Origin of the sequence: Thalassospira sp. CH_XMU1420-2 (assembly GCF_037029325.1) — a bacterium.
GTDB classification, from domain to species: Bacteria; Pseudomonadota; Alphaproteobacteria; order Rhodospirillales; family Thalassospiraceae; genus Thalassospira; species Thalassospira povalilytica.
On record NZ_JAYMEG010000001.1, the window covers coordinates 883,429 to 898,403 of the forward strand.

At 55.4% G+C, this 14,975-nt stretch carries 12 protein-coding genes; 9 read left to right on the top strand and 3 right to left on the bottom strand.

Annotation, left to right across the window (positions count from 1 at the left end; translation table 11 throughout):
• The first annotated feature begins 206 nt into the window (after positions 1-206).
• Positions 207-2,342 carry an excinuclease ABC subunit UvrB gene (gene uvrB / locus WA429_RS03995; RefSeq protein ID WP_068518856.1) on the top strand — a complete coding sequence of 712 codons (2,136 nt, stop codon included), beginning with the start codon at positions 207-209 and terminating at the stop codon, positions 2,340-2,342.
• 177 nt (positions 2,343-2,519) lie between these two features.
• Positions 2,520-3,296 carry a substrate-binding periplasmic protein gene (locus WA429_RS04000; protein ID WP_287466678.1) on the top strand — a complete coding sequence of 259 codons (777 nt, stop codon included), beginning with the start codon at positions 2,520-2,522 and terminating at the stop codon, positions 3,294-3,296.
• Positions 3,297-3,495: 199 nt separating this feature from the next.
• Here the strand turns inward: WA429_RS04000 and msrP are convergent, their stop codons facing one another.
• The gene (gene msrP, locus WA429_RS04005) at positions 3,496-4,464 is read right to left on the bottom strand and encodes a protein-methionine-sulfoxide reductase catalytic subunit MsrP (protein WP_287466679.1); all 969 of its coding nucleotides are present in this window, start codon (positions 4,462-4,464) and stop codon (positions 3,496-3,498) included.
• Between the two features lie 223 nt (positions 4,465-4,687).
• On the opposite strand from msrP, the gene WA429_RS04010 reads away from it, so the two are divergent.
• The 7 genes from WA429_RS04010 to WA429_RS04040 all read left to right on the top strand — a co-directional run bounded on the left by WA429_RS04010 (position 4,688) and on the right by WA429_RS04040 (position 11,628).
• On the top strand, positions 4,688-5,581 hold the full coding sequence (locus WA429_RS04010) for a LysR family transcriptional regulator (RefSeq protein ID WP_101245893.1): 894 nt from the start codon (positions 4,688-4,690) through the stop codon (positions 5,579-5,581).
• Positions 5,582-5,670: 89 nt separating this feature from the next.
• Positions 5,671-6,534: a putative hydro-lyase gene (locus WA429_RS04015; RefSeq protein WP_082817808.1), complete on the top strand. Its 864-nt coding sequence runs from the start codon at positions 5,671-5,673 to the stop codon at positions 6,532-6,534.
• Between the two features lie 26 nt (positions 6,535-6,560).
• On the top strand, positions 6,561-7,613 hold the full coding sequence (locus WA429_RS04020; protein ID WP_068518852.1) for a TRAP transporter substrate-binding protein: 1,053 nt from the start codon (positions 6,561-6,563) through the stop codon (positions 7,611-7,613).
• 28 nt (positions 7,614-7,641) lie between these two features.
• The gene (locus WA429_RS04025; RefSeq protein ID WP_082817813.1) at positions 7,642-8,190 is read left to right on the top strand and encodes a TRAP transporter small permease subunit; all 549 of its coding nucleotides are present in this window, start codon (positions 7,642-7,644) and stop codon (positions 8,188-8,190) included.
• Positions 8,187-9,467, top strand: a complete 1,281-nt coding sequence (locus WA429_RS04030; protein ID WP_068518850.1) for a TRAP transporter large permease — start codon at positions 8,187-8,189, stop codon at positions 9,465-9,467. Before WA429_RS04025 ends, WA429_RS04030 begins: the two co-directional genes overlap by 4 nt.
• A gap of 159 nt (positions 9,468-9,626) precedes the next feature.
• The gene (locus tag WA429_RS04035; protein WP_068518849.1) at positions 9,627-10,310 is read left to right on the top strand and encodes a DUF2848 domain-containing protein; all 684 of its coding nucleotides are present in this window, start codon (positions 9,627-9,629) and stop codon (positions 10,308-10,310) included.
• A gap of 49 nt (positions 10,311-10,359) precedes the next feature.
• Entirely contained in the window at positions 10,360-11,628 is a 1,269-nt protein-coding gene (locus tag WA429_RS04040) for an amidase family protein (protein WP_287466680.1), read from the top strand.
• A gap of 78 nt (positions 11,629-11,706) precedes the next feature.
• Here WA429_RS04040 and WA429_RS04045 read toward each other — a convergent pair whose 3' ends face one another.
• On the bottom strand, positions 11,707-12,177 hold the full coding sequence (locus tag WA429_RS04045) for a Dps family protein (RefSeq protein WP_068518847.1): 471 nt from the start codon (positions 12,175-12,177) through the stop codon (positions 11,707-11,709).
• Between the two features lie 168 nt (positions 12,178-12,345).
• Positions 12,346-14,406 (bottom strand): elongation factor G, encoded by a 2,061-nt coding sequence (locus WA429_RS04050; protein ID WP_287466681.1) that lies wholly within the window; start codon positions 14,404-14,406, stop codon positions 12,346-12,348.
• Positions 14,407-14,975: the final 569 nt, after the last annotated feature.

Sequence of the window (14,975 nt, forward strand, 5' to 3'; positions counted from 1 at the left end):
TTGGGATGAATTTATCCAATTTAACCGTCCACAGGATGTCAGATCGAACAGAACAGAATGCATAACGCGGTAAAATGGTTCTTGTTCCGGCAATCCTGATCCTGACGGCTCCTGACATTTCCTGACAGGAACTGTCAGGGGTGGGGCTTGCGATTGGTGCTATCTGACCTATAACTAGGGGCAAGATCAAACAAGGGATTTGCCCGATGGATGCGCTACCGGAATTTCTGACCAAACGTCGCCCGCCCGTTGAAGGGTCACGGGAATTCAAGCTGGTGACGGAATATCAGCCCGCCGGCGATCAGCCATCCGCGATTGCCGAACTGATGGCGGGCATCAACGAGAATGAACGCGATCAGGTTCTGCTGGGTGTGACCGGGTCGGGCAAGACCTTTACCATGGCCAATATCATCGCCAATACCCAGCGCCCGGCCCTTGTTCTTGCGCCAAACAAGACACTGGCCGCCCAGCTTTATGCCGAGATGAAGGGATTTTTCCCGGAAAACGCGGTCGAGTATTTCGTTTCCTATTACGACTATTACCAGCCCGAAGCCTATATTCCGCGGACCGATACCTATATCGAAAAAGACAGTTCGATTAACGAACAGATCGACCGGATGCGCCACGCTGCAACGCGTGCAATCCTTGAACGCAACGACTGTATCATCGTGGCGTCGGTGTCCTGCATTTACGGTATCGGGGCGGTGGAAACATATCTTGAGATGACCCAGCGCATTTCGGTTGGCGACGAGGTCGATCGCAACGACATCATGAAGCGGCTGGTCGAACTGCAATATACCCGCAATGACGCGGCCTTTTCGCGCGGCACCTTCCGGGTGCGCGGTGACGTGCTTGAGATTTTCCCGGCCCACGCCGAAGACCGGGCATGGCGGGTTTCGATGTTTGGCGACGAGATCGAGGAACTGGCCGAATTCGATCCGCTGACCGGGCATAAATTTGCGACTATGGACTCGGTCACGGTTTATGCAAATTCGCACCATGTGACACCGCGCCCGACCCTTGTGCAGGCGATGGCCGGCATCAAGCAGGAACTGAAAGACCGTCTGGCACAGTTCCGCGAGGAGGGCAAACTTCTTGCCGCCGAGCGCATTGAACAGCGCACGACCTTTGATCTTGAGATGATGGAAACGGTCGGACACTGCAAAGGGATTGAAAACTATTCCCGCTGGTTGTCGGGCCGTAATCCCGGCGATCCGCCGCCGACATTGTTTGAATATCTTCCGGAAAATGCGTTGCTGTTTGTCGATGAAAGCCACGTGGCCGTCCCACAGATCGGCGGCATGTACCGGGGGGACTATAATCGCAAATTCACCCTGGCCGAACATGGGTTCCGCCTGCCAAGCTGTGTTGATAACCGGCCGCTGAAATTCGAGGAATGGGACGCCATGCGCCCGCAAAGCGTGTTTGTTTCGGCAACACCGGGCAATTGGGAAATGGAACGCACCGGTGGTGTCTTTGCCGAACAGGTGATCCGTCCGACCGGTCTTATTGATCCGGTCTGTATTGTCCGTCCGGTTGAAACCCAGGTCGATGATCTTCTGGGTGAGGCCAAGGCATGTGCGGCCAAGGGCCAGCGCGTTCTGGTCACGACCCTGACCAAACGCATGGCCGAGGATTTGACCGAATATCTGCATGAACACGGCATTCGTGTACGGTATCTGCATTCCGACATTGATACGCTTGAACGGATCGAGATCATCCGTGATTTGCGTCTGGGCGTGTTTGACGTTCTGGTTGGCATCAACCTTCTGCGCGAAGGCCTTGATATCCCGGAATGTGCGCTGGTGGCGATCCTTGATGCGGACAAGGAAGGGTTCCTTCGGTCCAAGACATCGCTGGTTCAGACCATTGGTCGCGCGGCGCGTAACGTTGATGGCCGGGTGTTGCTGTATGCCGACAAGATGACCGACAGCCTGGAATATGCGATTGGCGAAACCAACCGCCGCCGTGAAAAGCAGATGGCCTATAACGAGGAACATGGCATCACGCCGGAAACGGTTCGCAGCAAGATCAATGATGTTCTTGAAAGTGTGGCGGAACAGGATTACGTCACGGTCGATACCGGCGTTTCGGGCGACACATTGATTGGTCATAACCTGCGTGCGCATATCGAAGATCTTGAAAAACGGATGCGCGAAGCCGCAGGCAACCTTGAATTCGAAGAGGCCGCCCGCCTGCGTGACGAGGTCAAGCGACTGGAAGACCAGGAACTTGGTCTTGCGGAAGCCGGACCGATGGCGCGAAGCATCGGAACGGCCGGCCCCGGATCAAAATCGGCCAACAAACCGAAATATAAAGGCCGCCGGCGCAAGGGACCATAAGCCGAAAACCAATGCAGAAAACGCAGCATCAGATGGGCGAGCATTGCAAAAACAACGGTTGTTCGGGGTGATTTAGTCCGCATATAAAGCGCCATGACGGGCGACGGGAGTCGCAGTGTTGAAGGGAGCGGGCTCTTTCCCTATCCTGATGTTCTGGTGGCCTTGGAGAACAGCTTTATGCTGCGTCTGAGATCTTGGCTTTTGTGGGTTGCGGTTTGTTTGGCCGGGGCAGGTGGATTGTTTGCCGGTGGCAATGCCGTTGCGCGCGAACTGAGCGTGGTGATCAATCCCGCGCCACCTTATCGCATCGTCAAGGAAACGCCGGACGGGCTTTCATATTCGGGCATTTATGTTGAAGTGGTGCGCGAAGCCGCACGCCGGGTCGGTATTGATCTTGCATTCGAAGTGGTGCCGTTCAGGCGTGCTCTTTACCTGATCGAACGGGGGAAGGCCGATTTGATGTTGGGCCCCAACCGTACCGATGAACGCCAGCAATATATGTATTATTTCGGCGCGGCCTTACCCGACGAGCCAAAGGCGATCTATATCGGGGCGCTTGATGGCGATATCCGAAGCATTCAGGATCTGGGCGCAAAGTCGGTTGGCGTGTTGCGCGGGGCAAATCACAGCCGCCAGCTTGACGAAGTTGCCGATATCCGGCTGGTCGAGGCGGCCGATTATCCGACCCTGTTCAGGATGCTTGATATGCATCGGATCCATGCCTTGATCGTTCCGGAACTTCTGGCGGTTGAACTGATCAGACGCGAAGGGCCGTTTCGCATTCGCAAGGCCGATCTGGTGTTGCAAGGTCAGCCATCCTTTATCGGATTGTCCCGCCAGTCCGCATATTTCACCGATGGCAGCTTTACCGCACTTGAAGCCGCATTGGTTGAAATGCGCCATGACGGCACGTTTGATGAAATCTATGCCCGTTATGCCCAGCCCGCCCAATAGGCAGGCCTGACATTATGCATCCCTGCATCAATCATCCCCATTACGAAACGGGGATGATTGTGCGCCGCCATGGGCAAATTTTCAGGCCGTAATGCCGGTCCCGAAAACCGAACGCGCCGCCCATCAGTAATGATGGCCGGCGCGCATAACGGCAAGATCGGTTGCAAGGAGCGTGTTTGCTGCGCTCTAGGATGACCGGTCACATGAACAGTTTTTCGTTTTCCATGCCCTTGTAGATATCGGCGACATATTCGCCATATCCGTTGTAAATCCGGGTCGGGACGCTTTCGCCATTATTCAGCAGGCGTTCGTAAGCCTGACTCCATCGCGGATGGGGGACTTCGGGGTTTACATTGGCCCAGAAGCCGTATTCATCGCTGTTGATATCTTCCCAGAAACTTTTGGGGCGTTCATCGGTGAAGGTAAAGCGGACGATGGATTTGATGTTTTTGAAACCGTATTTCCACGGGGTGACCAGACGCAAGGGCGCGCCATTTTGTTTGGGCAGTTCTTCGCCGTAAATGCCCGTCGCGATCATGGTCAGTTCATTGGTGGCCTCGGCCAATGAAAGGCCTTCGATATAGGGCCAAGGGTACCAGAATTGACGAAGCCCCGGCATGGTTTCCTTTTGGCTGGCGGTTTCCATTTCGACATATTTGGCGCCTGAAAGCGGTTTGGCAAAATCAACCAGTGCCTTCATCGGGAAGCCCGACCAGGGCACGGTCATGGCCCATGCCTCGACACAGCGGAAACGATAGACCCGTTCTTCGAGCGGCATTTTGCGCACGAGTTCTTCGAAATCGATTTCGATCGGCTTTTCAACCAGCCCGTCAATCTTGACTGTCCAGGGGCGGATATTCATCGCCTGGGCGGCCTGCGAGATCGATTTGTGCGATCCGAATTCATAGAAGTTGTTATAGGTCAGCGCCTTGGCCTTTTCGGTCAGTTCGCGATCCACCGTGTAGGCGGGATTGCGCGATACCGGATAAAGGTCGGCGGTTGATGCCGATCCTTGTGCCAGCGCACTGCCAAGTGGCAGGGACGCGGCGGTCGCACCGATCGATCCGGCGGCAATCCCCTTAAGGAACTGACGGCGGTTCTGGTAGACCGCTTGTGGTGTGGCATCACGTTCAGGAATTTCCCAGCCCTTTTTGCGGCGTATCAGCATGTCGTCCTCCAATTACCCGGTTGGTTCAATGTCCGTGCAAAAGCATCTTTGGGCAAGTCACGCCTCGGTGATCGGTTGGTGAAACCCGGTTTGGCGCGCGGTCCGGTATCTTGGATTTACGGCAAAAGACGGGCTTCTGATCAAAAGATTGATCAATTGATCGTGCGAAGTGATCGGATGGAGGGTAAAGTGATCACAAACAATATTGATCAGGGTGGATGGCGTGTTTGAATTCAAGGATATCGAAATTCTGCAAGATATCGTCAAGGCTGGCGGTTTTCGGGCAGCAGCCCAGAAATACAATCTGTCGCAATCGGCGATTTCGGCCCGGGTTTCGGGGTTGGAAAAGAAACTGGGCATCATGCTGTTTGATCGCAGCAACCGGCAGGTTCGCCTGACGGCGGCGGGTTTGCGCTTTGTCGAGGAAGCCCAGCGCCTGTCACGGGCGCGCGACCGCATCTGGCAGGAATTGACCCATCCGGGCGAATTGAGCGGAACCGTGCGCATCGGTGTTGCCGAAACCATCGTGCATACGCTGTTGACCGATATGCTCAACAAGCTGAAAAACGACTTCCCCAAGGTCCGGTTCGAATTGTCGGTTGATACATCCGGGCAGCTTGGCAAGGCGCTTGAAGATGACGAGATGGATGTCGCGATCATGCTGCGCGAATCCGTGCCCCAAGGTGCGGTGGCAGCCCCGTTAAAACCGGTTGAACTGGGCTGGTATTGCGCCGAAACGATGGAACTGGGGGATGCACCTCTGTCACTAAGTGAGCTGGCAAGCCACGCCATCGTGACATTTCCAAAGGGCACCCCGCCATTCCGCGAGGTCGAAAGCATCTTTGCCGCGCCCGATATTTCCCAGCCGGCATTGCATGGTTCGGCATCGCTTTCGACCGTCAAACATCTGGTGGCGGGGGGCTTCGGGATCGGGGTTTTGCCGACCCTGATGGTCAAGAATTCCGTTTGGGATGAACATATTAAGCAAATCCCGGTCCGCGATGAAGCATCGCTGACGGCGTTGCATTTTGTCATCACCTATTACCCGGAACGCAACCGCGAAATCGGGGCAGCAGTACAGGAAGCAGCAAAACTGTTTGATCAAACTGATCGCTAAATACGATCAAAAATCAGATAAAATGATTTCTTGACAAGATCGGTCCGGTTTCTCAATCTTTACAAAGAGGCAGAGAATGGGACTGAAAAATGAACGCGTCAAAAAGCGCCCCCCGTTCCGTTGACATCGCGAAAGAAGCCATTTCCGCAATTACGCCACTGGCGTTGCGCAAGGCGATCCGTAGCGGCGAACATACAGGGACGACCACCGGTTATTCATCAGGTTACCTTCAGGGCAATCTGGCGATCCTGCCGGCCGACTACGCAGACGAGTTTCTGCAATTCTGTGCAAAGAACCCCAAATCATGCCCGTTGATCGGGATGTCCGAACCGGGATCGCCGTTTATCCCGGCACTGGGCGCGGATCTTGATATTCGCACCGATCTTCCGGGTTATCGCATTTTCCGCGGCAGTGCTGATTACACCAGTGCGACCGATCTGACCGATGTCTGGCGCGATGATCTGGTGACATTCGTTCTGGGTTGTTCGTTTTCGTTTGAAGCGGCAATCACGCGCGGCGGTGTGCCGCTGCGTCACATGGATGCCAACCGCAATGTGCCGATGTATGTGACCAATATCGAAACGTCCCCAGCCGGGCGTTTCCATGGTCCGCTGGTGGTATCGATGCGGTCATTCACCCCGGGCGACGCGATCCGGGCGATCCTGTATTCCGATCGATATCGTCTGGCCCACGGCGCACCGGTTCATATCGGTGACCCGGCCCAGATCGGTATTGCGGATATCATGAAACCGGACTTTGGAGATGAACCCGTCATTCATGAAGGGGACATTCCGGTTTTCTGGGCGTGCGGAGTCACGCCGCAAATGGCAATTCGCAATGTCTTACCCGAATTTGCCATCACGCACGAACCCGGCCTGATGCTTGTGACCGATGTCCTTGCCGAGGCCGCGGAGTTTTCCCTTCAGACCAAACCACACACACACCAATCATAAACGATCTATCAGAGAGGACTTTTCTTATGAAAAAGATGGTTTCTTCGCTTTTGGCGGTTTCTGCCCTGGGTGCAGGTTTTGCCGCAACCCCGGCCTTTGCCGAGGATCTTTCGGTTGTCGGCAGCTGGAGCAGCCTGCCGCTTTACAAACAGTATGAAAGCCCGTTCTGGACCGAAACCCTTCCGGCAGATTCCAACGGCGAATTCAATGTTGAAATGACCACCCATGACCAGATGGGCATCGGTGGCGGTGACGTGTTCCGTATCCTGAGCGACGGCGTTTTTGACGTTGCCATGACTGTTGGCGATTACGCAGTTGGCGATGCGCCGGAGCTTGAAGGCCTTGACGTGCCGCTGGTTGCCAACACCGCAGCCGAAGCAAAAGCAATGGTCGAAGCAGCCCGTCCGATGGTTGATGACATCTTTGCCGATCGTTTCAACGCCAAGGTTCTGGCAGTTGCACCGTACCCGCCGCAGGTTGTTTTCTGTGCCGGTGAAGTCAACACGCTTGCCGATCTTAAAGGCAAGAAAGTCCGTGGTTCGGGCCGTATGACCACCAAGTTCCTGGAAGCACTGGGTGCGACCGGCGTGAACGTTGCCTTCTCGGAAGTTCCGGGCGGTCTTGAGCGTGGTGTTATCGATTGTGCCGTTACCGGTGCCGGTTCGGGCTATAGCGCAGGCTGGTGGGAAGTTTCCGATCACCTGATGACCATTCCGCTTGGCGGTTGGGATCCGGTTGTGACCGCGATGAACATGGACAAATGGAACAGCCTGAGTGCCGAACAGCAGGCCTTCATCATGGATGAAGTCAAAACCAAGTTCGAAGCACCGGCCTGGGCATCGGCGGCAGATGCCCTTAAAAACGATGTTGCCTGCCTGACCGGCAATGGCACCTGCCCGGCAGGTGATGCGGCAAGCATGAAACTGGTTGAAGTTTCCGAAGCCGACGTTGCCAAGGCCAAGGAAATCCTGACCACCACGGTTCTGCCGGAATGGGCAGAGCGCGCAGGTAACGATTGGGTCAAACGCTGGAACGATAGCGTTGGTGCGACCGTCGGTGTTACCGTACCGCTGAACTAATCAATAGTGCATGGCGGAGACCGAGATCGTGACCCAGAAACTGATTGCGGCCATCCGCCGCACAAACCGCATTATCGCGCTGCTCGTCGGACTTGTTCTGATGGGCAGCGTGGCCCTGATCATCGCCGAGATTTTGCTGCGTGAAGTCGGCATATCGCTTGGCGGATCAGAAGAAATTTCAGGTTACGTCATGGCAGGCGTTGCAAGCTGGGGCCTTTCATTTGCCCTGACCGAGCTTGCCCATGTCAGGATTGACCTTATTCGTCTGAAATTGCAGCAGCGCGGCAAGGCGTTCCTTGATCTGCTGGCAATTGTTGCGCTGGCCGCCGTGGCATCGATTGTTGCCATTCAATGCTGGCCGGTGCTGTCCAAGACGATCGAACGCGGATCAACCGCAAACACGCCGCTTGAAACGCCGCTTTGGATTCCGCAGGCCATCTGGTTTTCCGGCTGGCTGTGGTTTGCGGTCTGTTCCTGTGCGCTGGTGATCCTTACCCTTATTCTTTTGATGCGACGCGATCTTGAACAGGCCGATACGCTTGTTGGTGCCCGCTCTGAACTGGAGCTGGAATCATGATTTTTGCTGTTACCGCATCCTTGCTGGGTCTTTTGGCCCTGTCGATCCCGGTGGGGATTGTTCTTTTCCTGTTGGGGATTGGTGTTGATCAGTTCTTTACCCCGTTCCCGTTGTTGCGCGGGTTGGGGCAGGTTGTCTGGTCGTCGTCCAATTCTTCGACCCTGATTGCCATTCCGTTCTTTGTATTGCTGGGTGAAATCCTGGTGCGTGGCGGGATTGCCGCAAAAACCTATGAGGCACTTGATAAGTGGTTCTCATGGCTGCCCGGTGGTCTGATCCATGCCAATATCGGTACGGCAACCATGTTTTCGGCAACCTCGGGGTCATCGGTTGCGACGGCTGCCACCGTTGCGACAGTCGCCATGCCGCAGGCCGAGAAGCTTGGTTATGATCCCAAACTGTTTTCCGGGGCGATTGCCGCCGGCGGTACATTGGGCATCATGATCCCGCCATCGATCAACCTGATTGTTTACGGGTTCCTGACTGAAACATCGATCCCGCGCCTGTTCCTTGCCGGTCTGGTGCCGGGCCTTGTGATGGCGGTGGCCTTCATGCTGGTGACGGCGGCCCTTTGCAAAATCAAACCGTCGCTTGGCGGGCAAAGCCGGTCCTTTACATGGTCGGAACGCATTGTCAGCCTGAAGCATTTGCTGCCTATCCTTGTGCTGTTCTTTGTGGTGATCGGATCGATCTATGCCGGTTGGGCGACCCCCACGGAATCAGCCGCGGTTGGTGTTGCGATTGCACTTGGGATTGCAGCCTTTAACAAGGGTGTATCCAACCAGATGGTCAAAATGTGCCTTTTGGGCACGGTGCGGATTACCGCGATGATCATGCTGGTGATTATCGGCGCCTATTTCCTGAACTTCACCCTGACGGCGGCCGGTATGGGCCGCGAGCTCAAGGAGCTTCTGGTCGGTCTGAACCTGAGCCCGATGGGAACCCTTTTGGTGGTGATCGCGCTTTATATCGTGCTGGGCTTCTTTATCGAGACCCTGTCGCTGATGGTGGCGACCATTCCGATCATTGTGCCGATCATGGTCGGCATGGGGTTTGACAAGGTCTGGTTTGGCATTCTTCTGATCGTTCTGATCGAGATGGCGCTGATTACCCCGCCGGTCGGATTGAACCTTTATGTCGTGCAAGGCGCACGCAAGACCGGACGATTGTCCGAGGTCATGCTGGGTACCATCCCGTTTGTTCTGGTGATGGTGGCGATGATTATCGGTCTGATCTTCCTGCCTGATCTTGCACTGTTCCTGCCGGAATATCTCTGAACCGGGAACGCGCAGACCCCATTTCCCTGAACGGGCCGATAAAGAATGCGGATCCACAACCGATCCGCATTCGGGCCCCGCGTCCGCCTGTTGCATCGCGTATCCGCACCGCGCAACAGGCCGGACGCCCCAAAAAACAAGTTGAACGGGACTATAAAAATGCAGATGAAATTCAGCCTTTCTGGCAAAGAGATCGCCTTTGATATCAGCCATTGCACCGTTGCCGGTTGGACCGGACGCGATGCCAAGGCCATTCAGCATCACATCGACGAGCTGGCCGCAATCGGTGTCAAACCGCCATCAAGCGTTCCGCTTTATTACCGGACGGCATCGGGCATGGTGACCCAGCAGGACGTGATTGAAGTGGTTGGCAAAGGCACATCGGGTGAGATCGAACCGTTCCTGATTGCAAGTGACGGCGTGCTTTATATCGGTCTGGCATCGGATCATACCGACCGTGAACTTGAAGCGCATTCGGTTGCCCTGTCCAAACAGATCTGTGAAAAGCCGGTGGCACGTGACATCTGGCGTTTTGACGAAGTGGCCGACCATATCGAACAGATCGAAATGCGGTCGTGGATTTCGGAAAAGGACGGGGATGACTGGGTTCTGTATCAGGAAGGCACGATTGCCTCGATCCGTCCGTTGACTGACCTGATTGATGGTTCGGGTCTGATGTCATCGGCCCCGGCCGGCAAGGCATCGGTGATGCTGTGCGGGACCCTTGGTGCCAAGGGTGGCGTGCGTCCGGCAAAACGTTTCAAAATGGCGTTGCATGATCCGGTACTTGGTCGCACGATCGAGCATTCTTATGCAATTAATGAACTGCCGGAAATTGCCTGAGCCAGTTTCCGTCTGAAACATAACGATAAAACAAGGATGAGGCAGCCAGATGGGTGCGATGATCGACAAGGCACAAGCAGCAATCGACAAGGTCAATGAACTTGGGGATCTGAAAGGTAAAATCTTTACCGAATTTGACCCGGACCGGATTCTGGCTGCTGCGGCAAAGGCCGAAGAAATGGCTGCTGCCAATCCTGACCTGCCACTGGCCGGGATGCTGGTGTCGATCAAGGACCTGTATGACGAGGCCGGAATTGCCACCACGGCGGCATCCAAGCTTTTGCTTGATCGCGCACCGGCCGATCAGGATTGCGATGTTGTAGCCCAGGTCAAAAAAGCCGGTGCGATCCCGTTCGGGCGCACCAGCCTGAGCGAATTTGCCTATTCCGGTGTCGGGCTTAACCCGCATTACGGCACACCTGGCAATGTGTTCGACCCTGAAGGCATTCCGGGCGGTTCAACATCGGGCGGCGGTTTGACCGTTGCCCATGGTCTGGTTGATTTTGCACTTGGCACCGATACCGGCGGATCGATCCGGATCCCGTCGGCAATTAACGGGCTTTATGGTTTCAAACCCAGCCGGTTGTGCGTTTCGGGCAAGGGCATCCATCCGTTGGCAAAAAGCTTTGATACGCCAGGCCCGCTTGCGCGTGATCTGGAAACCGCGATCACGGTTTTCGAAGTCATGACCGGCAAGACCGTTGCGCAGACTGCTGCGAAATCCATCCGGATCGGTGTGCCGACCAGCGGGTTTGTCGACGGGCTGGATGACCGGGTCAAAGCCGACTTTGCCGCGATTTGTGACAAGCTGAAATCGGCGGGCCATGAACTGGTCGAGATCGAGCTTGGCTTTGTTGCCGAGAATGCGATCCTGAATAAGATGCTGGTGGCGTTTGAAGCCCACGCGATCTATTCGGGGGATTTGGAGGCACTGGAAACGGTCGGTGATCCACGTGTTCTGGCACGGATCAAATTTGCCGAAACCCTGTCCAAGGACGAAATGATCGCAGCCTATGCCAAGCGGGCCGACATTGTTTCGATGTTTAATGCCGCGATGGCCGATGTCGATGTCATGATTGCGCCGACCTTGCCGATGATGGCACCGAAAATTGCCGAGGTCGAAGCCGATTTCGATCATTTGAATGCGCAGATGTTGCGCAATACCAGTTATCTTAATCTGGTTGATGCCTGTGCCATTTCGATCCCGGTCCATGTCGAAGGCGAAACCGTCCCGGCGGCCTTGATGATCGCAGCCCCGCACGGGGCGGATAAAGTGGTCCTGAATGCCGCCCGTCAGATCGATCCGCTGTTTGGCTAAGATCACCTGCCTGACAGATTAAAAAAACGGCCCGGGATTTCCGGGCCGTTTTCTGTTTGGGAAAGATTGATCTGATGATCAGCTTTCAAGCAGGGAACGCAGCATCCAGGCGGTTTTTTCATGAACCTGAATGCGGGCGGTCAGAAGGTCGGCAGTCGCGTCATCGTCCGAGCTGTCGCAAATCGGATAAAGCGACCGCGCGGTCTTGATCACGGTTTCATGGCCCGATACCAGCTGACGGATCATGTCCTTGGCAGCGGGGACACCTTTTTCTTCCTCGATCGAAGACAGTTCGGCATAGGCCGAGAAACTGGCCGGTGCAAAGGCACCCAGCGAACGGATACGTTCGGCGATTTCATCAATCGCGGTGGCCAGTTCGGTATATTGTTCTTCGAACATGGTGTGCAGGGTCTGGAACATCGGACCCGTCACGTTCCAGTGGAAGTTGTGAGTCTTGAGATACAGCGCATAGGAATCAGCCAGAACGCGGCCAAGGCCGTCGGCGATTGCAGTGCGGTTGGTTTCATTGATGCCAATATCAATCTGCATGGTCGATCTCCTTTCGTCGAGGGCGCAACCCACGAAGGTTCTTTGTGTTTCTGTCTTGAGAAGGAGTATGAAACACGCAGAAACGTTACGCCAATCAATAGTTTATTGATTTGCAATAGATCAATTCTATTACAAAAAGTGTGGTTATAGATTGTGTCATGCCAAGGGCTATTTCCCGGCTTTCTGTTGCTGGGTGACGATGGTGTCGGCCTGCTTTCCGGTCAGTTCCTGCATGTGGGAATAGCAGCGTGTGAAAAAGCCGGTTCCCTGTGTCAAAGAACGTAATTCCGTCACCATGTCGGCGGTTTCCGATGTCGGCATCTGAACGTCGATTTCATCCCATCCCTGCCAGCCATCCTTGGCATTGAAGCCAAGAATTTGACCGCGCCGGGTGCTGACCAGCCGCTGGGCCTTGGATGTGAAATCTGACGGGATCGAAATGGTACAGCGATCAACCGGTTCAAGAAGCACCGGACCGGCATTGCCAAGTGCCTCGCCGATGGCGATGCGGCCGGCCATCTGGAAGGCCTGATCGGAACTGTCGACAGTGTGATAGGACCCGTCAACCAGCTTGACGGCGACATCAATCACCGGAAAGCCAAGTGGCCCGCATCGCAAGCCGTCACGAATGCCTTTTTCGACTGCCGAGATATATTGCCGCGGGATGGCGCCACCAACGATATGGTCGCTGAAGTCAAATCCTTCGCCGCGGCCAAGCGGGCGCAGTTCGATTGCCGCATCCCCGAATTGGCCATGTCCGCCGGTTTGTTTTTTGTATCGTCCGCGGGCCGAGGACGGTTTGCGGATGGTTTCCTGATAACCGGTCAGGACCGCCGTCGTGGTGATTTCCAGATGATAGTGATCGCGCAGATGTGCCAGTGCGCATTGCAGGTGAATGTCCCCCTGACCGGCCAGAACCAGTTGTCCGGTGCTGTCATTGTGGGTGAAGCTCAGGGAACGGTCCTGTTCGCATAAATGTCGCAAGGCTTCGGTCAGTTTGACATCATCACCCGGTTTGGTGACTTCAAGCCCGGTTTCATAAAGCGGGGGCAGGGGATCGGGCCATAAACTGTCGATCGGGCCATCGGTTGCAACCAGGCTTCCGGTGCGCAAATGTTCAACGCGCGGCAGGCCGACAATTGCCCCGGTTCGGGCAGCATCAAGTTTTTCATGCTTGTCGGCAAAGATGGTGCAAAGTCCTGACAGCTTGTCCGCACCAAGCGCATCACCGTTTTTAAGACCCCCCGACAGCACGCGCCCGAAGCAGAACCGCCCGGCATGGGACAGATGCAGGGTTTTGAAAATCTGAACGATGGTTTTCTGGTCATCGGGATCCACGCCAAGACGATGGGCACAGACATCCGCCGCAGGGCCTTCGTGGCGCAATGCCTTAAGTAGCCGGATGATCCCGTGATCCTGTTCGGCCGATCCGAAAAACACCGGCACGATCAGATCGCGGCCAAGATCCTGTTTAAGATTGTCATAGATCGTGGCAGGGGCGGGTGTCTGATCTTCGAGAATCTGTTCAAGAAGATCATCATCGAAATCAGCCAGAGTTTCGAGCAGGCCTTCGCGTGCTTCGTCTTCGCGGCTTGCCAGCGTGGAGGGCATGGTAATCAGTTTGGAAGGCTGACCTTCGAGATACTGGTAAGCCCGTTCAGAAACGATATCGACAAAGCCGGTGATGGCATCGTCATGACCATCGCCATCGCGGATCGGTATTTCACGCAGGATCAGGGGGCGTTCGGAAATGGATTGCAGGGCGTCGATATTATCGCGCAATCGCACGCCGGCATGATCGGTCTTGTTGATGAAAATCAGATGGGGGATGCGGTTGCGATCAAGAAATTTCAGGATCGGGGCAACCGTCATCACCCGGGCGGGATCACAATCAACCACGACAATGGCGACATCGCAGATCATCGCGACTTCGCGGGCATCCTGGGCAAAGTCGACCGATCCCGGACAGTCGATAAAATGCCATTCCTCGTCAAGATAGGTGGTCTGGGCGCAGGTGAGTTCGGTACTCATTTCGCGGGTGCGCGATTGGGGATTGTTGTCGCCGACGGTATTGTGGTCGCGGATGGTTCCCTTGCGGTGGATGCGCCCGGTTGCACACAGCAAACTTTCAAAGAGGGAAGTCTTGCCGCTGGAATAGGGGCCGATCAGGGCCGCAACGCGCGGGGGATGGGTGCCGGGTGAAGTGGTCGAACGGGCGGTGCTGGGCATTGGCATCTCCTTGAACAGGAAGACCGATATCCCATGGTGCCGGGCGTGTGTTGCGATCTGTTCCACGCTGCAGCAATCCTGGCAGCCGGTCTGGACGTTTCGAATGCCCGGTTTTGTCCGGGATGTCTTTTTAAGGCAGGGTGGGGACAATGGGCGTCAGGCAAAAGCCGTTTGGTGGATATGCAGCCCTGTTTGCATGTTTCTTGCTGTCCGATACACCCCCTTAAGTAGATCATGGCTTGGGGCATTGGTATCAAGTGGTTGGAGGAAATGTGCCCAGATTTGAACATAATTCGCCCCGAAATGGCCCAATCAGGCCTGTTTTCCTGCCTTGTTCTTCGGTCAAATTCGTTCTTGTCAGTCGAGGACATGGCCAGCCAAATCTGTCCCCCCTCACAAGGCTGGGCCGGTTGTTTTCAGGTTAGTTCCCCCACCTGGAATGCCGCGACTGACAAGGTCTCCCCAAGACCGTAATGACCCCGAATATGTTGGGGCGGGTTTATCCCGCCCCATTTTTTTTATGTCCTGATCCGGGGTGGGGACAGGTGCCGTATTTGCCCCATTTCGCC

Bases quoted from the DNA above. Each gene is read 5' to 3' on its own strand.
- uvrB (WP_068518856.1), top strand. From the start codon at position 207: ATGGATGCGCTACCGGAATTTCTGACCAAACGTCGCCCGCCCGTTGAA.
- WA429_RS04000 (WP_287466678.1), top strand. From the start codon at position 2,520: ATGCTGCGTCTGAGATCTTGGCTTTTGTGGGTTGCGGTTTGTTTGGCC.
- msrP (WP_287466679.1), bottom strand. From the start codon at position 4,464: ATGCTGATACGCCGCAAAAAGGGCTGGGAAATTCCTGAACGTGATGCC.
- WA429_RS04015 (WP_082817808.1), top strand. From the start codon at position 5,671: ATGAACGCGTCAAAAAGCGCCCCCCGTTCCGTTGACATCGCGAAAGAA.
- WA429_RS04020 (WP_068518852.1), top strand. From the start codon at position 6,561: ATGAAAAAGATGGTTTCTTCGCTTTTGGCGGTTTCTGCCCTGGGTGCA.
- WA429_RS04030 (WP_068518850.1), top strand. From the start codon at position 8,187: ATGATTTTTGCTGTTACCGCATCCTTGCTGGGTCTTTTGGCCCTGTCG.
- WA429_RS04035 (WP_068518849.1), top strand. From the start codon at position 9,627: ATGCAGATGAAATTCAGCCTTTCTGGCAAAGAGATCGCCTTTGATATC.
- WA429_RS04040 (WP_287466680.1), top strand. From the start codon at position 10,360: ATGGGTGCGATGATCGACAAGGCACAAGCAGCAATCGACAAGGTCAAT.
- WA429_RS04045 (WP_068518847.1), bottom strand. From the start codon at position 12,177: ATGCAGATTGATATTGGCATCAATGAAACCAACCGCACTGCAATCGCC.
- WA429_RS04050 (WP_287466681.1), bottom strand. From the start codon at position 14,406: ATGCCCAGCACCGCCCGTTCGACCACTTCACCCGGCACCCATCCCCCG.